Source organism: Glycomyces salinus (assembly GCF_016428645.1).
Classification (GTDB): domain Bacteria; phylum Actinomycetota; class Actinomycetes; order Mycobacteriales; family Micromonosporaceae; genus Glycomyces; species Glycomyces salinus.
In genome coordinates this window covers 21782-45493 of sequence record NZ_JAELXW010000015.1, presented here as the reverse complement: position 1 = coordinate 45493, position 23712 = coordinate 21782, and the positions used below count along the sequence as shown (strand labels likewise).

Genomic DNA, 23712 nt, shown 5'->3' with positions numbered 1-23712 from the left:
CGTTGTCCTGCGTCTAGGGGTGGTTGTGCACTTCCCATCATCCGCATCACGCCTGCGCTTGTCGTCGTCTCTGCGCAGGCGATCGCAGCTACTGCACCTGCAGTAAGCGACAGCTCGTCAACGACGATCACACCGGTCACCCGCTTCACGCACACCCACCGCGACGACCGGCGGAAGGCGCGTGCGGTGCTGCGCCGATGCGCATCCTCACGACCGACCGACGTCGCGGCGGGCCGCTGGCCGACGGGCGGGTTCATCCGCGTCGATCGGAGCAACGAGGCGGAGGGTGCGCCTGCGGGCGTGGCGGGCAAGGCGCCCGGGAATGGCGTAGAGGCGATGTCGCATCGTTGGCGGCCAAGGCGGTGAGCTCGGCGACCCAGTAGCCGTGCTGGACCTCACCGTCGGTGTGGACCGCTACGGCCCAGGCGGACTCGGGCAGCGGGGCGGCGCAGCGGCACCGCTCCCGCATGGCCGACCAGACCCTCACCGTCAGCGGCCACGTCCAGGCCGCGATCCCACCCGATACGATTCACCTGAAAGGTGCTCCTTCAACCCACGTTCTTGTGCACTAAGCACACGCATATTCGCAGGTGAACGAGCACCATTCCTCATCGGCTTCCATCAAGGACTTTGGGCCGCAGAATAGCTGAGGTTGGCTATCTGTTCCGCGAGGGTCAGGGTTGCTGGCCGGGTTGGATGAGCCCACCTTCGTAGGCGAGGACCACGAGTTGGGCGCGGTCGCGCGCCCCGAGTTTCATCATGGCCCGGTTGACGTGGGTCTTGACGGTGAGCGGTGACAGGTGGAGGCGTTCGGCGATGTCGTCGTTGCTGAGTCCAGTGGCAACGATCGTCGTGAGCTCGCGCTCGCGCGCGGTGAGGCTGTTGAACCGTTCGGATTCGGTCGTCGGGAGGGGCCGCTCGTGGTGGCGGAGCTGGGCCAGCAGACCGCTCGTCGCTCGCGGGGAGAGCAGTGCCTCACCGGAGGCGACTATGCGGATCGCATCGAGGAGTTCAGCGGAGTCGACGCCTTTGCCGAGGAACCCGCTGGCTCCGGCCCGGACGGCGCTGATCACCAGGTCGTCGATCTCGAAGGTGGTGAGGATGACGACACGGACACCGGCCATGTCGTCGTCTGTGGTGATCGCTCGTGTAGCCGCGATGCCGTCCATGTCGGGCATACGGATGTCCATCAGCACGATGTCAGCGCGGCTCGACCGGGCTTGCCTCACGGCCTCGGCGCCCGTTGCCGCTTCGGCGACGACGGTGAGATCGGGGGCGGAGTCGATCAGAACCTTGAAGCCCGCACGGATGAGCGCTTGGTCGTCGGCGAGCAGCACACGGATCGTCATGGTTCGGCCTGTTCGGTGCGGAGGGTGGCATGGACGCGGAACCGGCCGCCTGCGGTCGGCCCGATCTCGATCGTGCCACCGGCGGCGGCGGCCCTCTCTCGCATGCCGACAATCCCGTGTCCTCGTCGCGTTCCAATGGGTCGGGCGGCGTCGATGTCGTTGAGGATCTCGATGCGCAGCGCATCGCGCTCGTAGGCGAGTCGCAGGGTGGCCCGATGATGGCGGCCGTAGCGATGGGCGTTGGTCAGGGATTCCTGGATGATCCGGTAGGCGGCGAGGCCGATCGCCGGCGCCACTGGTCTGCGCGCGCCGGCGGTGTGCCATTCGATCTCGAGGCCGACCTTGGCGAAGTCGTCGATGAGGCGTTGCAGGTCGTCGAGGGTGGGGAGAGGGTCTGTATTCGAGGTCGCTTCGTCGGACCGACGGATCACGCTGAGGATGCTGCTCAGCTCGTCGAGCACACCTGCGGCTCCGCGACGGACGTGCGTGAGCGCTTCCCGCGCACCGGTCGGGTCGTCCCGTAGGAGGTGTGCGGCGACCCCAGCTTGGACGTTGATCACGGCGATGTGGTGAGCCACGACGTCGTGCAGCTCGCGAGCGATGCGCATGCGCTCCTCGATCACTTGCCGCCTGGCCTCCTCCTCGAGCGCAAATTCTGCGCGTTCGGCGCGCTCTTGAAGGGCTGTAGCTCTCTCCTGCCGTGCCAGATTGTATGCGCGCCTGCTCCTCATGGCGTCGCCTGCCGCGGCGGCGACGCCGGCCCAGGCGATCAGCTCCAGGTTCTCGCCGTCGTACCACGGGCCCGGTGATGTGATCGCCGCCGTCACGGACAGGGCAGCCGCCGTCGCCGCGCCGGCCATCAAGGCGGTCCTACGGCCCGCCGTCGACGCCACGGTGTACAGAGCGACGATCGCTGCGACCCCCAGTACACCGTGGTCATCGTCCGAGATCAGCGACCACACGGCGGCGATCACAGCGACCACCAACACCGGCAGCGGAGCACGCCGGCGCAACAGGATCAGCGCCGCCGCGCCAGCGCTCGTTACGAAGTCGACGGCATCGAGCCTGGCGCCGACGTCGCCCGCGTCGAACACCTCGAAGATCAGGGCTCCAGCGCAGACGGTGGCGGCGATCGCCAGATCGACGACGATAGGGCGCCGTGCTGGCCACGAGCGATCGACACCCGAAAGGTTAGACAAGGCAAACACCAGTATGAACCGTGCGTTGGGGCCACATCGCAGGTCGGCGATCCTCACGCGTCCCGGCGCCGTTGGGTCCGAGGAAACCCGTGATCCCACCGGGTCTGACGGCAAAGCTCAAGCCATCGACGGCGGTATGCGAGCCGTAGTGTTTCGTGAGGTTGATGACCTCGATCATCTCGTCGGTGCTCCTTGCTGGGACGGCTGTGCACGTCCCACCATCCGCATCGCAACTGCGCCCGTCGTCGTCTCTGCGCAGGCGATCGCGCCTACTGCGTCCGCAGTAGGCGCGAGCTCGGTTGCATAGCGGTGTGGGAACGGCGGAGCTTCCACCCTTGAGGGGGACACCCTGATCGCCGGGCCGGTAGGCTCGGCGTTAGGAGATCCGGCTGCCGGTTGACTACGCACACCAACTCACTACCGTCTAACCTCAGTTATTCTGCGGCCCGACGTCCTTGATGGAATCCGATGAGGAATGATGCCCGTTCACCTGCAGAAATGCGTGTGTCCAGTACACAGAAACGCGGGTTGATGGAGCACCTTTCAGGTGAATCGTATCGGACGGGGTTGCGGGCTTGGCGTGGCCGCTGACAGTAAGGGCCTGGTCGGTCACCCGGGCGTGGTGCTGCTGCGCAGGATCGCCGATCGGGTGGGATCGACCGGCGAGCTCGCGACGGCACTGCCGGTCTCGGCGGCGCGAGTCTATGGCCGCGCCCGCGTCGACCTACTCCGCAAACGCATCCTGCTGGCATAGCCCAAAACACGAAAGGTGCATGTCGACGGACGGAAATGTCAACCGCTCACCTCTACACTTGCCGGACCCACGTTGACAATTGCAGCGCTCTGGAGCTCAGATACCTGCGACAGCAAAGAGGGCCGCGATACGCGGCCCTCTTTGAGTTCGTGGCTGGCCTTCTAAAAGCGTATGCGATCCTATATTCGCAGGTAAAGACTAGTCACGCTCGCCTCACTGACTTTGAAGCGGAGTCTCCGGCCGAGGCCCGGTCCGGTTGAAAGTACGGAGGCAGTCGGTCATCGATGAACCAGGTGAAGCCCTGTAGACGTTCCCCGGCGGGAGTGAGCGCGAACAATCCGGCATCCCGTTCGGCTGCGCCGATGAGTCTGCAGGTGAACGCCGGCTGCCCATTGGCCCGGCACGGTTCGAGCCGCATGCGGCTCGGCCGACGCCATTCGGCCACGACGCGCAGGAACTCGATGATCGCCTCGGCTCCGTGATACTCGTGCGGGGCCGGTGGCATGGCCAGCCACGCATCGTCGACGAGCAAGGCGACCAGGGAAACGAAATCATCGGTGGTGAGTGCGTCGGCGAAGCGTCGGACGAGCCGACGTTCAGCGGCCGACTCCGGCGAGGATTGCTTCTCGCCGCCATCGCGGTGTCGTTCAAGCGAGGCACGGGCCCGTTGGAGGAGCCCTTTGACCGCCGTCGGGGAGACGTCGAGCATCGGTGCGACCTCGGTGCGCGTGTAGCCGAGCACGTCGCACAGGATCAAGACGGCCGCCTGGCGCGGTGCCAGACGCTGAAGCGCGGTTATGAACGCGAGCTCCACAGCCTCGCGCGTGGTGTACCGCACCTCCGGACCGGGGGCGTCGTCGCTCACTCCTTCCAGCAGCGAGTCCGGGTAGGGCTGGAGCCAGGGCAGGTCGCCGTGGCGGCTGGGCTCGGGAGGCCGGAACGGCGGTGTGGGCGGGGGATAATTCCTCCTCCGACGGGCGCGCAGGGCGTTCAGGCACCGGTTGGTGGCGATGCTGTACAGCCAGGTCCGCGGCAGTGAACGGCCCTCGAAGCGGTCCAGTCCCTTCCAGGCCGCCAGCAGGGTTTCCTGCAGCGCGTCCTCGGCATCGGTGAGCGAACCGAGCAGGCGGTAGCAGTGCAGCAGGAGCTCGTGTCGATGCCGCTCGGCCAGCTCTTCGAACTCGATTTCGGGCACGACCGTTCCTTTCCGGGTCTCACCGGTGTCCAAGAGAGCAAACACCGGAAGGATTCACCATGACCAGCACAGCTTTGCAGATCGCACTCCCCTACCAGCGCGCCTGGACCGGAAAGGACATCGATTCGGCTATGGAGTACCTGGCCGCAGACGTAATCTGTCTCGCTCCATCAGGAAGGATCGACGGAGTCGCGGCGTACCGGGAGTTCCTGGCACCGTTCGCGGAGCAGCTCCTCATCAGTTCCGAGCTGATCGCAGCCTTCGGTGACGACTCCACGGCACTGATCATGTACGACACCGAAACGGTCCCGGCCGCGAGCGCTCCGGCCTCCGAGTGCCTCACGGTCCACGACGGCAAGATCGTCCACAACCGCTTCATCTTCGACCGAGCGCCGTTCATCAAGTTCAGCCGCCGCACCGCGACGGATAGCACCGGAAACGACTGACGGCCTTACCGCACTGGACGGCGGGCCACCCACGAAAGTGCGGCGGCCCGCCCAGAACCCCGAGTAATACAACGAACGGGCCCACTTCGCGGACCCGTTGTTCGTATATGAGCTGTTCGCTGGCCTTCTCGAAGCGTATGGGAACTTGTTTCCCCAGGTAGACGCCCTGCACAACTGCCTCACGGCCCTATCCGGCGGAAGAATCGCCATGGCTGATGCCGGAACGAGCAGCGCCCGCAACCCGCTCCGGCCGTGACACTGGGCTCTGGCGCTGGTCGCTCGATAGAATCATGGAATGAGCCAGCCGACACCGGCCGAGAAGTTCCGCATCGCCCTCGACTTGCATGAGGCCGGCCTGCGCATGCACGAACAGACGCTGCGCCGCCGCTATCCCGAGGCCGGCGATGAACAGATCCGCGAGGCCCTGTTCGCCTGGCTGACCCGCCAGTCCGCCGCACGTGGTCTCACCGTCCGCGACGCCGGACGGCGTTCGTGACCGAGCTCGAAGCCTCCTTTGCCAGAATCAGCGCCACACTCGACGCAGAACACCTCCGGTGGGCTGTGGTCGGCGGATTCGCCGTCTCGGTCAGGACCGAACCCCGGTTCACCCGCGACATCGACCTGGCTGTGGCGGTCGCCGACGATCACAATGCCGAGGCGGTGACCCGCACTTTGACCGCGAACGGTTTCGAGGTCTTCAAGTTCGTCGACCAGGCCGACACCGGCCGTCTCGCCCTCGTCCGATTCACAGATACGCGCAGCGCTGGCGGTCGCGTCATCGTTGACCTCCTGTTCGCAAGCTCCGGAATCGAACCCGAAATCACCGCGAGCGCCGAGCCCGTCGAAGTCTTTCCGGGGCTGGTCATGCCCGTCGCCAGCACCGGGCACCTCATCGCAGTCAAACTCCTTGCCCGCGATGACGAGACAAGGCCGCAGGACCGCAGCGACCTTCGCGCGCTCGTGCAGGCCGCCACTGATGACGACCTCGCCGAAGCGGCAGCTGCCGTCGACCTGATCGAGGCCCGCGGCTTCCACCGCGGCCGCTCATTGCGGGCCATGCTGGAAGAATTGGCAGCACTCTGACACGCGCCATCGCGCCGAGGTTGGTCTGGAAACAAATGTCGACCGCAGAGATCTACATTTCTGGGCACGACGTTTACATTTGATCGTTCCCCTCGACGACCCTCAGTGCACTGCGTCGGCCACCTGAGGACGAAGAACGGGCCCGCTCTGCGGGCCCGAAGTTCGTATAAGGTCTGTTGGCTGGGGTACCTGGACTCGAACCAAGAACAACTGAACCAGAATCAGCCGTGTTGCCAATTACACCATACCCCAATGGTGTCCGGACGCTTCGGAGTTCGTCGCGCCGACGCGGAACAAGGTTACCGGATGGCTTTGCGCGCTCGCAAACGGGTTCCCGTGACGGGTGCCACCTTGCGGCGTGCCGGGGGGACCCAAAAATGCGCCGTGCTCGGGCAACCCGAGTCGATCGGGCCGCGTATCTAGTTCAGCGGGCGACCCCCGCGACCCGAGCTTGCGACATCCGGTCGACCACGCAATCTTAACCGTCTAGAGAGACCCCCTGTGCAGACTGACAACCGTGAGGACGAATTCAGGTCATTCGTCCTCGCCCATCGCGAAAGCCTCCGCCGATACGCGTACATGCTGTGCGGCGACTGGCATGAAGCAGACGATCTGGTCCAGAAGTCCCTTACGAAGCTGTTCCCCGCCTGGCATCGCATCGAGCACGGTGGCACCTCCGCCTACGCCAGGCGGATCGTCACCAACACCTACCTCTCGCATCTGCGACGCGGCTGGGTGCGGCGCGAAAGGTCGACCGCTGAGCCTCCGGACACCCGCGTCACCGGCACCCCGCAGGAGGGCGTGGACACGCGGTTGGAGGTGCTCGACGCACTGCGTCGGCTGCCCAAGCGGCAGCGCGCGACGCTCGTGCTGCGGTTCTGCGAGCAGCTGTCGGTCGAGGAGACCGCGAAGGCCATGCGCTGCTCCATCGGGACGGTCAAGAGTCAGTCCTCAAAGGGAATCCAGACACTGCGAAGGCTTCTCCCCGCACAGTCACAGCCGGAATTCCAGGGAAGGTAACATCACGATGCACGATGACCCGCATATCGCCGACAAACTACGCGGGGCAACGCCCGACTCCCAGCCCCCGGCGAATATCGACGTCGATGCGATAATCCGCGATGGCACCCGACTTCGCCGCCGGAACCGGCTGGTCCTCGGCGGCGCTTCGACCGCCGCGGTGGCGGTCCTGGCCGGGGTGGTGGTGGCCACGACGCTGTCTCCGACGGGCGACGACGGGGACGCACCGGTCGCCCAGGAGCAGAGCGAGTCGCCGGCGGAGGAACCGAGCGAGGAACCTATAGAGGATCCGTCGATGGCCGGGTACCCCTATGACGTCGACTGGGCATCCGAGCTCGACGAGGAGACCGGCTACAACCGCTCGACCGAGGAGGCCGCGGAGGTCCACGGGGCCCTCACCGAGGCGTTCGGGCTGCTGCTGGCGGAGTCGGGGATGTGGGACGACCCGCAGAACACCGACGAAGGGGCATGCCAGATGCCCGACGGCTTCGATCCCGACGATCCGGAAACGCCGGATCCGGACGACTGCGAACCCGCGAGAATCGGACTCGCCATCAGCGGGGAGCAGCGTCCGGGCAACTACGGGCAGACCTGGCTGCGCAGCTACCGCGGCGGATTCTCCGAGGACATCGGCAGCGCCGAAGGTGTCGCCGGCTACCTCCGCGACGCCTTCAGCGTCGAGGTGATGCTGCCGGGTGGATGGACCGACGAACCCGGCCCCATCACGGAGCAGTTGTTCCCGCAGCACCTCATCAGCGACGGCCCGTACTACACCGACCAGGCCCCCGACTTCTCCACGGAGGAGCTGGACGATGGCCGGACGCTCATGGTCGCCGACCACGGCTGCGCCTACGATCTGGCCATGACCTACCCGAACGGGACGGCCATGCGGGTCACCTGGGACGTCGACTGCGCGGGCACGAATTACCCGGTCGACTACGACGCACTGGTCGACGCGATGCAGTCGGTGCCGGAATTCGACGTGGACACCTCCGAACTCACGGCGGTCCAAGAGCTCGACGAGGTCCCCACCGGCTGGGTGTACGACCAGGACGCCTGGGCGGACTCCGCAGACGCCAATGCCCAGGCGCGGGAGACCTACAGCGGGGCGCGCGACGCGCTCCAGGAGCTGTACCCGGGCGCGACCCTCACCGAAGGCGGCGCGGTATCGCTCGGGCAGATGGATCGCGGTGCGAACATGCAGCGCTCGTACTCGGCCAACGGCGCCCTGCCGTTCGAGACCACCGTCGACGAGACCGTCGAGGACACGAGCTTCTCGTTGCGCTACTACCTGCCCGGAGGCTGGGTTCCGGGCTTCTCCGAGACCGGTGGCTGGGACACGCATCTGACCGTCTGCAAGGACGACTTCCAGTGCGAGTCCTGGACCGACGACGACGGCGTCACCTGGGCCTTCGAGGAATTGGAGGTGAGGCACGAGCCGATGGAGGGTGAGGACTGGGATCCCATCACCGAGCACCAGATCTACGCGACCATGTACTCCCCGGACGGCTGGGCGGTCGGCATGTGGATCTCATGGCAGAACGAGACCCCGGTCGACCGCGACATGCTCGAAGAGATCCTGCGCGCGCTGCCCGCGCCGGAATTCGACGCCGACGCCGTCCCGGAGATACCGGCCGGTTGACCGGAGCCCCCGACAAGAGCACAGTGCCGCGGCCCCGACTCGATGCGAGTCGGGGCCGCGGCGTCTTCGCACCTCTGAGGGCCCGGCCGGAAGATCCGGCGGAGAATGGTCCGGACCGGGGCAACCCCGTACCCGTCGAAGCCGTATTGAGCTGTGCCGACCGTCGCGGCCCACCCCGTCGAGCCGGACGGCCTCGGAACCCGACACCCGTCGAGAGAGAACCCTGTGAAGCTCAAGAAGCAACAGGAGGCCGAATTCAGGGCCTTCGCCACAGCGCAGCGCGCAAGCCTGCGCAAATACGCCTTCCTGCTGTGCGCCGACTGGTACGAGGCCGACGACATCGTCCAGAAGTCGCTCACCAAGTTGTTCGCCGCCTGGAAGCGGGTCGATCCCGGGGGCGCCTCCGCGTACGCCCGGAAGATAGTGACCAACACCTACCTGTCGCATCTGCGCCGCAGCTGGGTGCGCCGCGAGCGCGCGACCGGCGACCTGCCGGACCGGGGTACCGCCGACACGCCTCAGGACGACATAGACCGGCAGCTCGAAATGGCGGACGCGTTGAACGGTCTGCCGCCGAGGCAACGCGCGACGTTGATCCTGCGGTATTGGGAGCAACTGTCCGTCGAGGAGACCGCGAACGCCATGGGCTGTTCGACCGGGACCGTGAAGAGCCAGACGTCCAAGGCCATCGGAACGCTGCGTCGGACGATGTCCATTCCGGCCCCGAACGATCCACGTCCAGCCCAGACAGAGCGGTGAGAGAAGGAAATGACGATGCACGACGATGAAATCTCGCGCGAGGCGATCGGGCGGGCGCTCCCCGACACCGAGCCTCCCACGCAGTTCGACCTGGACCGGATCGTGGCCGACGGCTACCGCACCCGACGCCGCAACCGGGCCGTCCTGGGCGGAGCCACCGCCGCCGGAGTGTCCGCTCTGGCCGCGGTCACGGCGCTGGCCTTCACCCTCAACTCGCCGCAGGACCCCGGGCCGCAGGCCGCCGACGGCTTCGAGGTCGACCAGGGCCTGGTCATGTCCGCCTACGCCGAGGCCGACTGGTACCGGACCGAGGCGGCCGCGATCGAGGCCCAGGAGCTGACCGAGGCCGCCAAGGCCGAATTCGGTGACCTCCTGGTGGAGGCCGGCTACGTCGAGGAGGGCGACCTGGACTACTCGCCGCCCTCGGATTCGGAGATTCAAGGGGTGCTGGAGCGCAGCGGCGGCTACGGCGCGGCGCTCTCCGAGCTCGGATACCACGACCTGCCGCTGCTGTTCAGTCCGCGTGAGTTCTCGGCGGGCAACGAGGGCGATGTCTATCTGCGCAGCCACCACGCCTGGACCGGGGACGAGGAGGACGACATGTCCCCGGACTTCTCGTTCGAGGCCATGGCGCCCGGCGGCTGGACTCCCGAGCCGGGACCGGAAGACGAGTACGCCTTCCCGCAGCCGATGATGATCGACGACGGGTCCGGCGTCTCGGTCGAGGACCTCGACGACGGCCGCCGGCTCATGGTCGCCATGGACGGGTGCATGGTGCACGTCACGGTGGCTTACCCGAACGGCTCGGGGCTGCGTTCCTCTTGGGACACCGGCTGCGAGGGCCAGAAATACGACGTCACCGCCGAAGAGTTGAAGGCAGCGATGCTCGCCATGCCAGGGATCGAGTACGACACGAGCGCGCTCGTGCCGTACGAGGGCCCGGCGAACGGCTCCGGCCAGCCGGCCGATGACGACTGGACAGAAGGCGCCGACGGCGACGCGGTCGCAACCGCGGACCAGGTCGAGGAGGCGATGACCGGCTTCCACTCCGAGTCCGCCGTGATCGAGGAGTCGGTCGGAGCCGTGATGCTGCCGCCGAGCGAGGGCGAAGGGGCCACGCCTCTGTATCAGTACTCGATCGCCGCCTCGCTGCCGATCACCTCCTACGAGGGCGGCGACGGCCCGGGCTCGGTCGCCGAGGGCGAGACCCACGTCAACATCACCTACACGCTGCCGGGCGGCTGGGAGCAGTGGACCCCCGGCACCAGCGACGACGCCGGGCGCGTCCTGCCGGACTGCGACGGGAAGGCCGGTACCCAATGCGAGCAGATCGAGGTCGGCGGCCGGACCGCCGTCCTCGAATCCAACGCGCAGGCCGGGATCTACGACGTGACCGTCTTCGACGAGTCCGGCTGGGCGGTGCAGCTCTTCCTGACCTTCGACACCGCGGTCGACTTCGAGCTCAGCGAGCAGGAGTTCACGGAGATGGCGGCGGCCATGCCGGCGCCGGTCTACGACGAGGACGCCCTGCCCGCGGGCGAGTAGCAGGGCCTGATTCCCTCCCCATAGGAAAGGGAGCGGCCCCGACTTGATGGGAGTCGGGGCCGCTCCTTCGTGTGCCCAGGTCCTCACCAGGTCCCGGCCTCGGCGCACGTGTAGCCGCCCATGTAGACCTCGATCACGGACGGATCCGGCGCCTGGCCGGTGCCGATGAGACCGAAGCTCGTGGAATCGCCCGGGTCGAGCCCGCCGTTCCAGTCCAGGCTCTCCATCGAGATGATCGAACCCGAACTGCTCCAGTCGACGTTCCAGGCGGTCTGGACCGAGACGCCGTCGGCGGGGTTGATGTAGACGCTCCACCTCGTCACGGAAAGGTCCAGCGACGTTACCGTGATCTCGGCGTGGTAGCCGCCGTCCCATTGGTTCACGGTGTAGCTGTACTCGCAGTGCGGCGGGGGCGGCACGTAGTCGGCGCTGAGGGTCTCCGCCTCGCCGCACCGCTCCGGCCAGGTCGAGCCGTCCTCGCCGCGCGGCGCGCAGATCGCGATCGTGACCGAGTCGATCTCGGTCTCGGAGGTGAAGGTGAAATCGATCGGTTCGAAGTCCTCGAGGGGTCTGGTCTCGCGTCCCAGCTCGGTCCCTTGTCCCTCGAAGGTGTACTCGACCTGGGTGGCGGGGTACGGCACCGGATCGCAGCTCTCGCCGGGAGGCAGGTCGATCACGGACATGCCGATGTCGCCGTCGACGGTGACGGCGGAGGGTTCGGGATCGTGGGTCGCGGCGAACCGGACCTCGCCGGAGACGTCCCAGAAGGTGCACAGACCGGCCAAGCCGTTGACGTAGTAGCGCTGGGGGTCGGGTTCGGGGTGGTCGGCCCCGGCCGGCGAGGCGGCCATGGGCGCGAGGAGGAGGCCGACGGCGGCCGCGAGGACGGCGGCCGAACGGCGCCGGAATGAGGCGGACATGGGGACGCTCCAGTTCGAATCGGGTTGGACCAGGGGTATTGGAGATCGGTCCCGAACCTGAACGAACGGCCGCCGGGTCGGTCCGGCGGCGTTCCCAACCCGTTCGCGCGCCCTTGGCGGCGGTGGTCCGGGACTCCATTATGGCATGAACCATCGATACCGATCAATAGAAGTGGAGCGGTCGGACGGACACGCCGCGGCGCCCCGCTCGATACGAGCGGGGCGCCGCGGCGTGAATTATCAGGTTCTGTCTAGCGCAGGACCTGCCAGTCGCGCGAGCCGAGGAACTCCGGGCGGGGAGTCTTGGCCGCGAAGGGCTCGACCAGCGCGTTGTCCACGCTGTTGAACACGATGAACAGGTTCGAGCGCGGGAGCGGGGTGATGTTCCCGTTCGAACCGTGCATGCAGTTGCTGTCGAACCAGATCGCCGAGCCGGCCGCGCCGGTGAACTGCTTGATGCCGTGCTTGTCGGCCAGCAGCCGCAGCGAAGTCTCGTCCGGCGTCCCGATCTCCTGCTGTTTCAGCGAGGATTTGTAGTAGTCGTCGGGGGTCTCGCCGACACAGGACACGAAGGTCTTGTGCGAGCCGGGCATGATCATCAGCGATCCGTTGTAGTGGTGGTTGTCGGTCAGCGCCAGCGAGAGGCTGACCGCCCGGGGTCTGGGCATGCCGTCCTCGGCGTGCCAGGTCTCGAAATCTGAGTGCCAGTAGAACGGGTTGCCGCCGAAGCCGGGCTTGTAGTTGACCCGGCTCTGGTGGATGTACACGTCCGAACCCAGGATCTGGCGGGCCAACCCGGCGATCCGCTCATCGCGGAGCAGCTCGGCGAAGTGGTTGGAGAGCTTGTGGACTTCGAACACCGATCGGACTTCTTTGGAGTCTTTCTCCCGGATCACCCTCTCGTCGCCGTCCAGCGAGGAGTCCTGCAGCAGGCGGTGCAGTTCCTCTTGGGCCGCCGCGAGCTCGGTGGGCTCGAGCAGCTGGTCGATCTGGGTGAATCCGTTCGCCTCGTGAGAGTCCAGCTGATCTGCGTCGAGCGGGCCGTCGTCGGGTTCGCCCCAGACGGCGGGGTCGTCGCTTCGATAGATCAGCTGGGGTTCCTTGGCGACCCGCGTCGGATAACTGTCGCGGGGTGACATGATCCCTCACTCCTTCATCAGTCTTCGTCTTCGGTCAACAGAGGGTAGACGCCGTTCTCGTCGTGAACCTCCCTTCCGGTCACCGGGGGATTGAACACGCAGACGGCACGGAGGTCCTCTTCAACCATGAGAGTGTGCTTCTCTCCGCCGTTGAGCAGGTACATCGTCCCGGGACGGAGCTCGTGCACGTCCCCGGTCTCATGATCATGGAGCTTTCCCGCCCCCTCGATGACGTAAACCGCTTCGGTGTGATTGGCGTACTGCATGGTCGTCGACGTCCCGGCGAACAGGACCGTGTCGTGCAGCGAGAACCCGACCCTGTCCTTGGCCAGGAGCAGGCGGCGCGACCGCCAGGTGCCCTTGGCCTTGTCGCGGTCGTTTCCTTCGACGTCGGCATCGGTGCCGACCAGGTCCTCCAGGCGTTTGACGATCATGCGTTCTCCTTGGCGATGGTCTTGACGGCGTCGCGGAGGATCGCGACTCCCTCCTCGAATTCCTCATACGAGGTGTTCAGCGGCGGCAGGAACTTGACGACCTCGTCCTCGGCGCCGCTGGTCTCCATGAGCAGGCCGCCCGCGAAGGCCTCCTTGCAGGTCTTCCCGGCGAGCTCGGGCTGTCCGAAGACCAGGCCGCGGGCCAGACCGCAGCCGCGGGTGGACAGCTCCAGCTCGGGATGGGCCTCGACGATCGAGCGCAGCTCGTTGTCGAGCCACTCGGCCTTGACGTCGATCGCCTTGGTGAACTCGTCGTCGCGCCAGAACAGCTCGAGCGCGGCGGTGGCGGTGACGAAGGCGGGCGCGAAGCCGCGGAAGGTGCCATTGTGCTCGCCGGGCTCCCACACGTCCAGGTGCCGCTTCATGAGCGTGACCGCGAACGGCAGGCCCAGGCCGGACAGGGACTTGGACAGCGTGATGATGTCCGGTTGGATGCCGGCCCGCTCGAAGGAGAAGAAGGTGCCGGTGCGGCCGCACCCCATCTGGATGTCGTCGACGATGAACAGCATGTCGTGCTCGTGGCAGACCTCCTGGAGGCCGCGGAGCCACTCGGAGGAGGCGACGTTGATGCCGCCTTCGCCCTGGACGGTCTCGACGATGACCGCGGCGGGCTGGTCGAGCCCGGAGCCGGAGTCCTCGAGGAGGCTGCGCAACCACAGGAAGTCGGGCGTCTGCCCGTCCATGTAGTTGTCGTAGGGCATGGTGGCGGCGTTGTTGAGCGGCACGCCCGCGCCCCCGCGCTTCATCGAGTTGCCCGTGACGGCCAGGGCGCCCAGGGTCATGCCGTGGAAGCCGTTGGTGAAGGAGATGACCGTCTCCCGGCCGGTGTACTTCCGGGCCAGCTTGAGGGCCGCCTCGACCGCGTTGTTCCCCGCCGGGCCGGGGAACTGGATCTTGTAGTCCATCTCCCTGGGCTGGAGGATGATCTCGTCGAACGCCTCGAGGAACCCGCGCTTGGCCTCGGAGTACGTGTCGAGCGTGTGGATGACGTTGTCCTCGGCGAGGTAGGAGAGCAGGGCCTCCTTCAGCTGGGGATGGTTGTGCCCGTAGTTGAGCGACCCGGCCCCGGCGAAGAAGTCGATGTACGACTTCCCGGTCTCGTCGTTGATACTGCTGCCCCGTGCGGTGGTGAATACCGCGGGCCAGCTGCGGCAGTAGGAACGGACTTCTGATTCGACCTTTTCGAAAACCTGCATTGTCTCTTTTTGGTCGGCCTGATTGGCTGTTCCCCGCTTCCCGGCGGCGTGTCCCACCTCATGGCTCGCGAAGCTCGCCATGACCGGACCGCCGGGCGCTTACCCGGGCCGGCACTCGTCGGTGCCCGGGTAGGGCGGACTCAGTTCCGCAACGGACAGCTGAGCTCGTTCATCGGCCCGCGAGCGGTCCGATTCGGTGGAGCACTTCCGACTCGTGGCCGGAACCGAGCTCCCGCTCAGAGAACAGCACGTCCAGGGCCAAGTCCGCTCCGTTCGCCTCCGCGAACGACTCGAACAGCCGTATGGACGCTTTATTGTCCGGAGTCACTGTCGCTTCCACGAAGCGAACTCCTTGGGGGCGCAGTGAATCGACCAGGTGGTCGAGCATACGCCTCGCCAGGCCCCGGCGACGGAAATCAGGTGAGACCGCGACCTGCCACGTGAAGAACGTGTCGGGTGCGGAAGGTCGGCGATAGCCGGTCAGGAAGCCCGCGATCCGCCCGTCGGCGGCGCGGGCCACCACTGAGGTGTCCGCGAAGTCGCGGCACCACAGCAGGTAGTGGTACCTGCTGTTGACATCGAGGTTCCCCGCCGCGGAGGCGAGGTCCCACAGCTGCGGCCCGTCGGAGATTTCCGGGGAGCCGAAGGTCAGCTCCCCAGCTCCGAAGGCCTTCGAACCTTGGACCTGGGTGTCCGACTTATGAAGGTCGGCATCACTTGCGTCACCGGGTGGCATGAGCACAACGGTAGCAAGGATCGGCGGCATTGTTAAGCCCAGCCGAACGTTACTGTTAAGTCGCATACGTTGAGTTCAAGTGAACTCTCGCGCCCAGGTGTTACCTGTAGGACATCATCCTTCCTGCTCAAGGTCGGCCCTGACCACAAGGGCCCGACGCAGCGCGAGCTCCGGCTCGACCCCGGCGGCCTTGGCCGCGGCGACGGCGGCCAGCAGGAAGTCCCCGACCTCCTCGGCCCCGGGCTTGAGGTCCTCGGGGAGCTCGGGCGTCGGAAGCGGCGTCCCGGCGTCCTCGAAGCGGTCGATCACCTTGGAGGCCAATGCCAGCGCGGGCAGATCGCGCGAGACCCCGTCCGCCGGGTGGTCCCGGTGGGGCTTCTCGGCGGCCTTGGCGTCGTTCCAGTGCCGATAGAGGTCGGCGGGGTCGGCGTCGCCCCACACGTGCGGATGGCGGCGGATGATCTTGTCCACCAGGTCGCCGGCGACGTCGTCGATGTCGAACCCGGCGGCCAGGGAGGCGTGCAGGACCGGCTGGAACAGCAGGTCACCGAGCTCCTCGCGCAGTTCGGCGGGGTCGCCGGCGGCGATGGCGTCGAGGACCTCGTAGGCCTCCTCGAGCAGGAACGGCGCAAGCGAATCGTGAGTCTGCTCACGATGCCAGGGGCATCCGCCCTCGTCGGCGTGCAACCGGGCGACCGCGGCCACCAGATCGAGCAGCCTGGCGCCGGGCGGATCCCAGGACCCGTAGACCACCTCGAGCTCGACCGAGCCGTCAGCGACCGCCCCGGCCAGGGCCCCGCCCAGATCCTCGTCGCCGTCCTCGGCGACCAGCCAGACCCCGCCGCGCTTGAGGAACGCCGCGAAGTCCTCGCCCGCGCTCACCTCGATCCCGGCGTCGCGGACCGCCCGCACCAGCGGCGACTCCGCGCCGGCCCCGACGTACTCGGCCCCGTGCAGCGCGTCCCATGCCTCCACCGAGAGCAGCCCGGCGGGGACGCGCGGCGAGGTCAGCAGCCAGACGACGGCGCTCACCGCTGCGGGATCGCAATCTCCCAGACGCCCGGCAGCACGGTGACGGCCGCTTCGCCGTAGCGCGGGCTGGAGGTGATGTCGTACTCCTCGACGTACTCGTTCAGGTCATCGGACAGGCCGGCCAGGGCCGCGCCCTGGTTGGCGCTCCACTGCCGCACGATCTCCTCGAAGATGGTCGGGTCGGTCTGCGAGGCCGCGCTGAGCTCCTGGAGCTCGGCGTCGGACAGACCCGAGGACTCGATCCACTCCGAGACCACGCGCTGGTTCACCTGCTCGTCGCTCGAGACCGCCTCGAACAGCGACTCGAACTCGGAGTCGGTCAGTTCCCGGGGCTCGGCATCCTCGCTCAGCTGGCCGAGGTAGGAGGTGTACTCGGCGTAGAGCCCGTTGATGTCGTCCCCGGCGCCGTCGGGCCTGTCGAGCTCGAGTTCGCGTCCGAGTTCGGCCATCACCAGGAACTCGACGACCGCCACGCGCTCCTGCGAGTAGTCGTGTCCGGCGAGGTCGCCGCCGCCCTGCTCGGTCTGGATGGTCGCGAGCTCGTCGACGTAGCCGTCGACGACGTCCTCGGAGATCCGCTCGCCGCCGACGAACAGCCCGGCCCCCTGGACCCCGCCGCATGCCGTCAACGCTCCCAAGGCGACCGCCGCGGCCCCGACCGCTTTCCAAATTCGCACGCTCAAATCCCTTCGACACACAGAACTGCCCCTGTGAGGTTAGTCGCAGCCGGGTGCGGAGCCCGCTTCAGGTTCACCCGGCGCCCGACGATCACCCGCCGCCGAGGATCGAGCGGGTCCGCGCCGGGGCCCAGTCGGGGATCTGGTCCAGGATCTCGGCGAGCGTCACTCCGGCGAGGCTGCTCCTCCACGCCTCATGGGCTTCGGCCATCTTCGCGGCGAGGACGCAGGTGTGGCGGCACGCCTCGGCCGAGAGCGCGCCCCTGCCCTGCTGGCGGATCTCCCGGCATTCGTAGGGGTCGGCCCCGCCGTCGACGGCCTCGACGATGTCGAGCAGGGAGATCTCCGCGGGAGGGCGGGCGAGTCGGAATCCGCCCCTCGGGCCGGTGGTCGCGGTCAGCACTCCGGCCTTGACCAGGGCTTTGAGCTGCTTGGCGAGATAGGCCCGCGGCAGGTCGAAGTACTCGGCCAGCTGGTTCGTCGAGGCCGAGGCGCGCTCGTCGAGCTGGGCGAGCGAGGTGGCGCAGTGCAACACCCACTCGGTGCTTGCGGGCAACTTCACGGGTCCATCATATCTAAGATATTGCGGATCTTTTTAGTCCGTTATATTGTCGCGGTACCACCCACCGAGAGGAGCACCATCATGCGACTGGCGATCGCAGGCGCCACCGGCAACATCGGCGCCCGGACCGTCGAGGTCCTCGAGCGCGAGGGCCACGAAGTGGTCCGCATCAGCCGCTCACTGGGCGTCGACCTGCACACCGGCGAGGGCCTGGACCGGGCGCTGACCGGTGTCGAGGCCCTCGTCGACGCCACCAACGCCCCGGCGGGCGACCGCGACAGCACCGCCGCCTACTTCGGAGCGGCCACCCGCAACCTCCTGGAGGCCGAGGCCCGCGCCGGCGTCGGCCACCATGTGCTGCTGTCGATCGTCGGCATCCACCGCGCCGACGGCAACGCCCACTACGAAGGCAAACGCGAGCAGGAGCGCCTGATCGAGGCCGGCCCGGTGCCGTGGACGATCGTCCCGGTCACCCAGTTCCACGACTTCGCCGAGATGGTCGTCGGCTGGACCGAGCGAGACGGCGCGGCCGAGATCGCGCCGCTGCTGGTGCAGCCGATCGCGCCGGACGACGTGGCCGAGATCCTCGCCGAGGTCGCGGTGGGCCGACCCCGGGGCCGCCACCCCGACGTGGCCGGGCCCGAACCCCAGGACCTGGTCGACATGGCCCGCCGCACCCTCCGAGCGCGCGGCCGCGACGTCGAACTCGTCCCGACCTGGTCGGGACCGTTCGGCACCGGCATGTCCGGCGAAGTCCTCCTCCCGGCCGAACCGGCCCGCCTGGCCCCCACCACCTTCGAAGCCTGGCTGACCACCCGAAACTGACGACCGCGAAGCGGGCCCGGCGGGCGAGCGCGCAGTCGGGCACGCGACCGCTCCGACTCCCGCTCGCCCCACCGGCACCGGCACCGGCACCGGCACCTCATGAATACGACTCATGCCTCAAGTGTCGAGATGACGACAGACAGTCCCATCGCGAGCCGTTAGGAATGTCGGGTGAACACCACGGCACCGCGCCCTCATCTCCGCGGATTCCAAGCGATGATCGCCCCGACCCAATGGCAGGACCTCGTCCGGCGCGGTCGGCGGCGCTCGTTTCCGGCCGGGGGCCACCTTCTCGACCAGGGCGCCCGCGGCGAGGTGGTCTACGCGCTCCTCGCCGGCCGCGTTCGCGTCGTGTACACCGAATCCGACGGCAACGAGGTCCTCGTGGCGATCCGCGGCCCTGGCGACCTGCTGGGTGAATACGCCCAACAGGACCACGGCACCCACATGGCATCGGTGTGGGCGCTGGAAGACTGTGAGACGTCCGCCCTTGCGGGCGAGAAGTTCGAGAGCGCCCTCGAACACCGCGGCCTGACCGAACCGCTCCGGCGGTACATGCTCGCCAAGGCCCGCCAAGTGGGGGAACGAGTCTGGCGCGCCGCCAACCTCAACACGGAGCAACGGATGGCCCAACTCTTCCTCGAAGTGCTCAGCGCCGCCTCGGCCCCGGACGCTTCCAGGGTCCCTATGACGCAGCAGCAGGTCGCGGACTCGCTCGGCGTATCGAGGAGCTCGGTCACCCGCCTGCTGGCGCATTGGCGCCGGTCGGGGACCGTCCGCATCGGCCAGTCCCGCATCGAACTGCTCGACCGCTCGGCCCTGGCCCGCCGCGCCACCGGATCCTGAGTGCCGCACGTCATAGCCTGCGATGTCCAACTTTGGACATCGTAATCCATTGCGCCCCCTGAGGATTGACACATCGGCTACAACTCGACCGACCGTAGGAGTGTCAATGGACACCGCAAGCATCCCCCAACAGCACACGACCACCCGCAACCTCGTGATCATGGCCGTCGACATAAGGAAGTTCAGTTCGTACACGGACACCCAGCGCAACGAGGTCGCCGTCGCGTTCCGCGACGCGATCGAGGAATCCTTCACGCGAACTGATCTCGGAGAGGTCTGGGCGGCCAAGGTGTTCGAACAGAACACCGGGGACGGCATCGTCGCCGGCTTCGACGAAGCGCACCTCCGCGACATCGTCGACCGGATCCCGGTGGCGCTGCAGGGCCAGCTCCGCGAGCTCCACCACCGCAACCGACTGAACGTCCGGATGCGGATGGGCATCTCGGTCGGCCCCGTCAAGGCCCTCGATGACGACCGGATCGACATCGCCCCGAACCAGCCCATCATCGATGCCGTCCGTATCGCCGACTGCCTGCCCAACCGCGTCCTGTTGGACAAGTCCGACCCCGAGGCGACGTTTCTGTCCCTCGCAGTCAGCCCCCGGGTCATCTCCGACGTGATCGGCCCCGACCCGCTCTGGGTGAGGGACTCCGAGTTCGTCCGGGTCTCGGTGTTCATCGAGGAGAAGGACTACACCACCAACGCGTTCGTACACGTGCCCACACCCTCGGGCGACCTCCTGCGCTTCGGTCTGGCGAACCTGCCCGGTTCCGAGGAGACCGACGCTGCATCCCCTGGCGAGCACCTGGAAGACCGCCTCCTCAAGGCCGAGCGCCTGAGCCGCTCGGACTCCGCGGCGACCGGCGGCCAGAATGTCGGCATCGGCGACGTCTCCGGGGACGCACGAGCCCAAAACCTTCGCACCGGGAACGTCGCTGAGAGCGCTGCCATAGCCGGCGGGGACGTCCGCCAGGACGACCACTCGCAGAACCACAGCGGCCAGGACCGGTCCACCACCAACATCGGCCGGGACTCCATCACGGCCGAGGGCGACGCCACGGTCAACAATGTCGGCCGTGACCAGAACAACGCTCGAGGTGACGGGCGCGCTCCCTTCTGGAACCGAGGTGAAGGGGCATGACCGACGCTCCCGACAGGGCACCGGAGTCCTACGGTCTCCCGCGCAGTTGGTCGGGCCTTCGCGGGGAGGGAGCGGCGGCCCCGAAACCCCCCTCCCCGCGCGAGGAAGCAGACACGGAGGCCAACGAGACCGCTCCGGCCGTAGCCTCCCCAGCGCCGGGCGCGGCACGGATCGGACGCGACAGCCTCAGGGCCGGCCGGGACAACAACACCTTCAACTTCGTCGAGCCGCCCGAGAACTTCGATCAGATCCTCCGCGACCTGAACGGGCAGCGGCGGTACGCGACCGATGCGGAGTCCATCGAGCGCGAACTCGCTCTGGTGGTGCCGCCTCCGCAGCTAGAGGAACACCTCGGCGTTCTGAAGGAGCACGGCATTCTGGTGTTGTGCGGGGAGCCCCGCTCTGGTCTGTCCACCGCGGCCAAGCACCGAGCGGTCGAGTTCGTTCGGCGCCGCCCGATGGAGATCGCACGGGTGTTCGCCGACAGTGTCCGCGACCTCGAGCGGTCGGTCGACGATCTGGAGAAACCGACCTTGATGCTGCTGGACGCCAGCGTCGATCGGGACCTGGGAAGGGAGCTGGTTCGCCGGCTCCCGCAGATTCAGGCGTCCGTTCAATCCCAGCGCAGTCATCTGATCATCGCCTTGGGACACGAGCACTTCGACCCGGCCGCGGAGTCGGTGACAGGAACCGCGTTCAGACTCCGGCGGCCGAGCGGCGAAGCGGTGCTCACCAGGTACCTTCAGGGCTCCGACGGCGCGACTTACCTGCGACCGGTCCTCGGACACCAGGGATTCCGGGACGAACTCGCGAAATCCTGGCCTCCGAGAATCGCTCGGTTGGCCGAGATCATCGGCAGCGCCGGCCCGGGCCTGTCAATGGGCCACCTGCACGAGCGGGTCCGGGACGGCCTGTCCGACTGGCACCGCGACCTCAACGAACGGCTCGGACAGAGGCTGGACGCCGCCAGCCGGGCGCTCCTAATGGCGGCCGCGGTACTCGAAACCGCGCCAAAGGAGTCGATCGTGAATGCGGCCAAACGATTTCTCGAACTCGTCGAATACGAGGAGGAACACCGACACCTGCTGAACCAGCCGAGCCTGACCGCGGAGTTCGGCCAGCTCACCGACGTGTTCGACCCGTCCGCGTCGGTCTTCCGCAATCCGGGATACGCCGAGGCCGTGGTCTCGCACGTCTGGAAGGAGTACCCGAACTGGCGGGACCACCTCAAGTCCTGGTTCCTGGAGCTGCTGCGCTTTCCCAAGTATCTGGACGATCGCAGCCCGGGCAGGGCGATCGTCTCCTTCGTCTCGCTCGCCTCCGCGGTTCGTGACCCCGGCCTGATCACCGATTCGGTCTCAAGGCACCTGGCGAAGGACATCGGGCTCGGCAGCCAGCTGCTGCTGCAGGCCGCCCTGGATGCGAACATCGGCCGAGAGATCCGCAGACACCTCTGGGACACCGCGTACGCCGCGAACGTTCCGGTCCACAAGCAACTCATAGTTGCCAACGTCTGCGGCGACCCCGCCTATGCGGAGCGGTTCCCCCGCAACGCTCTGTACCGCTTGCAGCACTTGGCTAAATGCGACGACGAGCGGGTCAGGCAGGCCATCCTCATTGGCGTGTCGAATGTGTCGCTCCACTACCGTCCGCGAATCCTGTTGATCCGGTTCACCGATTGGTTGGATCCGGCCGGCTCGTCTCGACTGCGGGAACTCGTGCCGCGAATGGTCAAGTCCGTCTACGGACGCGACGAGTACCGCCTCCGTCTCAGACGCGACCCCGACGCCCTGAACACCGATCCCAGCGGACATGTCGCGACCTTCTGGCAGCGACTGTTCACCACGACCGATCCCGCGGCGGTCCGAGTCGCGGCCACGACCTGGCTGGAGGCGGCCGCCGACCTCGACTTCGACATAGGCGACGCGATGGCCGACCACCTGGTGTCGGCGGCCGCGCGGGACTTCCGAAGCACAGGCCAGCTCGCGCAGACCGCCCGCGTCCTCTTGACGCGACGCCCCGAAGGGCGATTGGCCGACCTCAGCACCCGAATCATGATCAATCTCCTCGAGTACAAGGAACCGACGCCATGACCGATTTCTACTACGGGCAGTCCGCGAGGCGGCCCTCCTTCTGGAGACGGCTGTTCGGGCTCGGACGGCAAGAGCCCTATACGGTGCCCTCCTACCCTCCGCCCGTGTTCGAAGAGCCCGAGCCCGAGCCGGAACCTGCGCCCGAGCCTCCGCCGCCAGCGAGCCGGAACCTCCACCTCAATCTGCCTAGTGAGAAGCCGGAACTCGAGTTCCGCTGCGTGCTGCACATCAAGTTCGAGCCGAGCGGCCCGGGAGAGACGGCCGACGACCTGGAAGCACTGCTCAAACAGGACCTCTATTCGACCGTGCGGGAGATCTCCGCTCGCCTGGCACTGACGGAGCAGGAGCAGCTCAGTTACCGGATAACCGAGCAGCTGATGCGGCGCCGCACGCTGCATGGCGCCAGAGTCACGTACTGGGGACGGTGCGTATCGGTACAGGCGAAGCCCGCGGAGTTGGAGCTGGTCCGCAGCATCCAGCAGCGCAAACTCGCCTGGGAGTCCGAACGACACGAGAACTGGATTCTGGAGCGCCGGATTCGCTCGTTCAGTCGCATCTTCGACGACCCGAAGATCGCGACCATCTGGTGGTTCGCCCAGCATCAGGACCGCCTGGAGGAACTACCCCTGAAGGCGCAGCTCTTCACCGAGCTGGACCGCTGGTTCAATCCGCACCGCATCCCGGCCGCCTCGATCCGGGAGGAGGACACCGAGGAGTCGGAGACCGAACCGGCACAACCGGAACCGATCGTCCTCGATGAGCCGCACGGCATGGGCGGCGGCGTCGACGAACCGCCGCCCGATCCCGCCGCCGCCACCGACGGACAGCTGCTCGACCAGTTCCTCCTGGACGCCGACGAGGCGGGGCAGGCTGCCATCGGCGTGGTCCTCTCCAGGCTCTACCGGGAGAACGGCCGACACGACCTCGCCGATCGGATCCAACGGTATGCGCAGCCGCCGCCCTATGCCGATTCACCCGAGGATGCGGGCTATGCCCAGCCGAGCGGAGAGGCCGATCCCCCTGGGGCCAAAGGCCCGATCGCGCTCTGACAGCGACGCG

The 23712-nt window shown here is 67.3% G+C and carries 24 protein-coding genes, 1 tRNA gene and 1 pseudogene; 13 read left to right on the top strand and 13 right to left on the bottom strand.

The genetic code is table 11. From position 1 onward, the window contains the following. Window positions 1-674 precede the first annotated feature (674 nt). From JFB92_RS06170 to JFB92_RS26870, 3 genes and pseudogenes are all read right to left on the bottom strand, one after another. Window positions 675-1349 carry a response regulator gene (locus JFB92_RS06170; protein ID WP_199035990.1) on the bottom strand — a complete coding sequence of 225 codons (675 nt, stop codon included), beginning with the start codon at window positions 1347-1349 and terminating at the stop codon, window positions 675-677. Continuing rightward, entirely contained in the window at window positions 1346-2605 is a 1260-nt protein-coding gene (locus tag JFB92_RS26490) for a sensor histidine kinase (protein WP_199035989.1), read from the bottom strand. Before JFB92_RS26490 ends, JFB92_RS06170 begins: the two co-directional genes overlap by 4 nt. 4 nt (window positions 2606-2609) lie before the next feature. Next, a pseudogene (locus JFB92_RS26870) lies at window positions 2610-2726 on the bottom strand (ABC transporter ATP-binding protein); the annotation flags it as partial. Window positions 2727-3128: 402 nt separating this feature from the next. Here JFB92_RS26870 and JFB92_RS06160 point away from each other — a divergent pair. Beyond that, window positions 3129-3302 (top strand): hypothetical protein, encoded by a 174-nt coding sequence (locus JFB92_RS06160; protein ID WP_199035988.1) that lies wholly within the window; start codon window positions 3129-3131, stop codon window positions 3300-3302. 202 nt (window positions 3303-3504) lie between these two features. Here JFB92_RS06160 and JFB92_RS06155 read toward each other — a convergent pair whose 3' ends face one another. Beyond that, window positions 3505-4497 (bottom strand): RNA polymerase subunit sigma-70, encoded by a 993-nt coding sequence (locus JFB92_RS06155; RefSeq protein WP_307789036.1) that lies wholly within the window; start codon window positions 4495-4497, stop codon window positions 3505-3507. A gap of 59 nt (window positions 4498-4556) precedes the next feature. On the opposite strand from JFB92_RS06155, the gene JFB92_RS06150 reads away from it, so the two are divergent. The 3 genes from JFB92_RS06150 (at window position 4557) to JFB92_RS06140 (ending at window position 6026) form a co-directional block, all read left to right on the top strand. Beyond that, the gene (locus JFB92_RS06150; RefSeq protein ID WP_199035987.1) at window positions 4557-4943 is read left to right on the top strand and encodes a nuclear transport factor 2 family protein; all 387 of its coding nucleotides are present in this window, start codon (window positions 4557-4559) and stop codon (window positions 4941-4943) included. 295 nt (window positions 4944-5238) lie between these two features. Beyond that, on the top strand, window positions 5239-5439 hold the full coding sequence (locus tag JFB92_RS06145) for a hypothetical protein (RefSeq protein ID WP_199035986.1): 201 nt from the start codon (window positions 5239-5241) through the stop codon (window positions 5437-5439). Further along, window positions 5436-6026: a nucleotidyl transferase AbiEii/AbiGii toxin family protein gene (locus JFB92_RS06140; RefSeq protein WP_199035985.1), complete on the top strand. Its 591-nt coding sequence runs from the start codon at window positions 5436-5438 to the stop codon at window positions 6024-6026. The genes JFB92_RS06145 and JFB92_RS06140 overlap by 4 nt, the downstream gene beginning before the upstream one ends. A gap of 177 nt (window positions 6027-6203) precedes the next feature. Here the strand turns inward: JFB92_RS06140 and JFB92_RS06135 are convergent. After that, window positions 6204-6278: transfer RNA gene (locus tag JFB92_RS06135), tRNA-Gln, on the bottom strand. A gap of 249 nt (window positions 6279-6527) precedes the next feature. On the opposite strand from JFB92_RS06135, the gene JFB92_RS06130 reads away from it, so the two are divergent. The 4 genes from JFB92_RS06130 to JFB92_RS06115 all read left to right on the top strand — a co-directional run bounded on the left by JFB92_RS06130 (window position 6528) and on the right by JFB92_RS06115 (window position 10992). Further along, the gene (locus JFB92_RS06130; protein WP_199035983.1) at window positions 6528-7046 is read left to right on the top strand and encodes a SigE family RNA polymerase sigma factor; all 519 of its coding nucleotides are present in this window, start codon (window positions 6528-6530) and stop codon (window positions 7044-7046) included. Window positions 7047-7053: 7 nt separating this feature from the next. Continuing rightward, entirely contained in the window at window positions 7054-8688 is a 1635-nt protein-coding gene (locus JFB92_RS06125; protein ID WP_199035981.1) for a hypothetical protein, read from the top strand. A gap of 225 nt (window positions 8689-8913) precedes the next feature. Beyond that, window positions 8914-9447: a SigE family RNA polymerase sigma factor gene (locus JFB92_RS06120; RefSeq protein WP_199035979.1), complete on the top strand. Its 534-nt coding sequence runs from the start codon at window positions 8914-8916 to the stop codon at window positions 9445-9447. 15 nt (window positions 9448-9462) lie between these two features. Beyond that, a complete protein-coding gene (locus tag JFB92_RS06115; RefSeq protein WP_199035977.1) occupies window positions 9463-10992 on the top strand; it encodes a hypothetical protein in 1530 nt (509 codons plus the stop codon). A gap of 83 nt (window positions 10993-11075) precedes the next feature. On the opposite strand, the gene JFB92_RS06110 is transcribed toward JFB92_RS06115, so the two are convergent. From JFB92_RS06110 to JFB92_RS06075, 8 genes are all read right to left on the bottom strand, one after another. Continuing rightward, on the bottom strand, window positions 11076-11912 hold the full coding sequence (locus tag JFB92_RS06110; RefSeq protein WP_199035975.1) for a cellulose binding domain-containing protein: 837 nt from the start codon (window positions 11910-11912) through the stop codon (window positions 11076-11078). Between the two features lie 251 nt (window positions 11913-12163). Then, window positions 12164-13051: an ectoine hydroxylase gene (gene thpD, locus JFB92_RS06105; protein ID WP_199035973.1), complete on the bottom strand. Its 888-nt coding sequence runs from the start codon at window positions 13049-13051 to the stop codon at window positions 12164-12166. Window positions 13052-13068: 17 nt separating this feature from the next. Then, window positions 13069-13485, bottom strand: coding sequence for an ectoine synthase (locus JFB92_RS06100; protein WP_199035971.1), 417 nt, complete (start codon window positions 13483-13485; stop codon window positions 13069-13071). Beyond that, a complete protein-coding gene (gene ectB / locus JFB92_RS06095) occupies window positions 13482-14741 on the bottom strand; it encodes a diaminobutyrate--2-oxoglutarate transaminase (protein ID WP_199035969.1) in 1260 nt (419 codons plus the stop codon). The genes JFB92_RS06100 and ectB overlap by 4 nt, the downstream gene beginning before the upstream one ends. A gap of 169 nt (window positions 14742-14910) precedes the next feature. After that, window positions 14911-15477, bottom strand: coding sequence for a diaminobutyrate acetyltransferase (gene ectA, locus JFB92_RS06090; RefSeq protein ID WP_199035968.1), 567 nt, complete (start codon window positions 15475-15477; stop codon window positions 14911-14913). A gap of 114 nt (window positions 15478-15591) precedes the next feature. Beyond that, complete coding sequence (locus JFB92_RS06085; RefSeq protein WP_199035966.1) at window positions 15592-16509, bottom strand: nucleoside triphosphate pyrophosphohydrolase; 918 nt, start codon at window positions 16507-16509, stop codon at window positions 15592-15594. After that, window positions 16506-17186, bottom strand: coding sequence for a hypothetical protein (locus tag JFB92_RS06080; protein ID WP_199035964.1), 681 nt, complete (start codon window positions 17184-17186; stop codon window positions 16506-16508). Before JFB92_RS06080 ends, JFB92_RS06085 begins: the two co-directional genes overlap by 4 nt. Window positions 17187-17277: 91 nt before the next feature. Continuing rightward, the gene (locus JFB92_RS06075; RefSeq protein ID WP_199035962.1) at window positions 17278-17748 is read right to left on the bottom strand and encodes an RrF2 family transcriptional regulator; all 471 of its coding nucleotides are present in this window, start codon (window positions 17746-17748) and stop codon (window positions 17278-17280) included. Window positions 17749-17829: 81 nt separating this feature from the next. Between JFB92_RS06075 and JFB92_RS06070 the strand changes: the two genes are divergently transcribed. The 5 genes from JFB92_RS06070 to JFB92_RS06050 all read left to right on the top strand — a co-directional run bounded on the left by JFB92_RS06070 (window position 17830) and on the right by JFB92_RS06050 (window position 23702). Further along, the gene (locus JFB92_RS06070) at window positions 17830-18573 is read left to right on the top strand and encodes an SDR family oxidoreductase (protein ID WP_199035960.1); all 744 of its coding nucleotides are present in this window, start codon (window positions 17830-17832) and stop codon (window positions 18571-18573) included. A 216-nt stretch (window positions 18574-18789) separates the two neighbouring features. Beyond that, window positions 18790-19419 (top strand): Crp/Fnr family transcriptional regulator, encoded by a 630-nt coding sequence (locus tag JFB92_RS06065; RefSeq protein ID WP_199035958.1) that lies wholly within the window; start codon window positions 18790-18792, stop codon window positions 19417-19419. A 106-nt stretch (window positions 19420-19525) separates the two neighbouring features. After that, window positions 19526-20560, top strand: coding sequence for a nucleotidyl cyclase domain-containing protein (locus JFB92_RS06060; protein WP_199035956.1), 1035 nt, complete (start codon window positions 19526-19528; stop codon window positions 20558-20560). Then, window positions 20557-22653 (top strand): hypothetical protein, encoded by a 2097-nt coding sequence (locus JFB92_RS06055; protein WP_199035954.1) that lies wholly within the window; start codon window positions 20557-20559, stop codon window positions 22651-22653. Before JFB92_RS06060 ends, JFB92_RS06055 begins: the two co-directional genes overlap by 4 nt. After that, window positions 22650-23702: a hypothetical protein gene (locus JFB92_RS06050; RefSeq protein WP_199035952.1), complete on the top strand. Its 1053-nt coding sequence runs from the start codon at window positions 22650-22652 to the stop codon at window positions 23700-23702. The genes JFB92_RS06055 and JFB92_RS06050 overlap by 4 nt, the downstream gene beginning before the upstream one ends. Window positions 23703-23712: the final 10 nt, after the last annotated feature.

Bases quoted from the DNA above. Each gene is read 5' to 3' on its own strand.
- JFB92_RS06170 (WP_199035990.1), bottom strand. From the start codon at position 1,349: ATGACGATCCGTGTGCTGCTCGCCGACGACCAAGCGCTCATCCGTGCG.
- JFB92_RS06150 (WP_199035987.1), top strand. From the start codon at position 4,557: ATGACCAGCACAGCTTTGCAGATCGCACTCCCCTACCAGCGCGCCTGG.
- JFB92_RS06145 (WP_199035986.1), top strand. From the start codon at position 5,239: ATGAGCCAGCCGACACCGGCCGAGAAGTTCCGCATCGCCCTCGACTTG.
- JFB92_RS06125 (WP_199035981.1), top strand. From the start codon at position 7,054: ATGCACGATGACCCGCATATCGCCGACAAACTACGCGGGGCAACGCCC.
- JFB92_RS06115 (WP_199035977.1), top strand. From the start codon at position 9,463: ATGCACGACGATGAAATCTCGCGCGAGGCGATCGGGCGGGCGCTCCCC.
- JFB92_RS06110 (WP_199035975.1), bottom strand. From the start codon at position 11,912: ATGTCCGCCTCATTCCGGCGCCGTTCGGCCGCCGTCCTCGCGGCCGCC.
- thpD (WP_199035973.1), bottom strand. From the start codon at position 13,051: ATGTCACCCCGCGACAGTTATCCGACGCGGGTCGCCAAGGAACCCCAG.
- JFB92_RS06100 (WP_199035971.1), bottom strand. From the start codon at position 13,485: ATGATCGTCAAACGCCTGGAGGACCTGGTCGGCACCGATGCCGACGTC.
- ectB (WP_199035969.1), bottom strand. From the start codon at position 14,741: ATGCAGGTTTTCGAAAAGGTCGAATCAGAAGTCCGTTCCTACTGCCGC.
- ectA (WP_199035968.1), bottom strand. From the start codon at position 15,477: ATGCCACCCGGTGACGCAAGTGATGCCGACCTTCATAAGTCGGACACC.
- JFB92_RS06070 (WP_199035960.1), top strand. From the start codon at position 17,830: ATGCGACTGGCGATCGCAGGCGCCACCGGCAACATCGGCGCCCGGACC.
- JFB92_RS06065 (WP_199035958.1), top strand. From the start codon at position 18,790: ATGATCGCCCCGACCCAATGGCAGGACCTCGTCCGGCGCGGTCGGCGG.
- JFB92_RS06060 (WP_199035956.1), top strand. From the start codon at position 19,526: ATGGACACCGCAAGCATCCCCCAACAGCACACGACCACCCGCAACCTC.
- JFB92_RS06055 (WP_199035954.1), top strand. From the start codon at position 20,557: ATGACCGACGCTCCCGACAGGGCACCGGAGTCCTACGGTCTCCCGCGC.
- JFB92_RS06050 (WP_199035952.1), top strand. From the start codon at position 22,650: ATGACCGATTTCTACTACGGGCAGTCCGCGAGGCGGCCCTCCTTCTGG.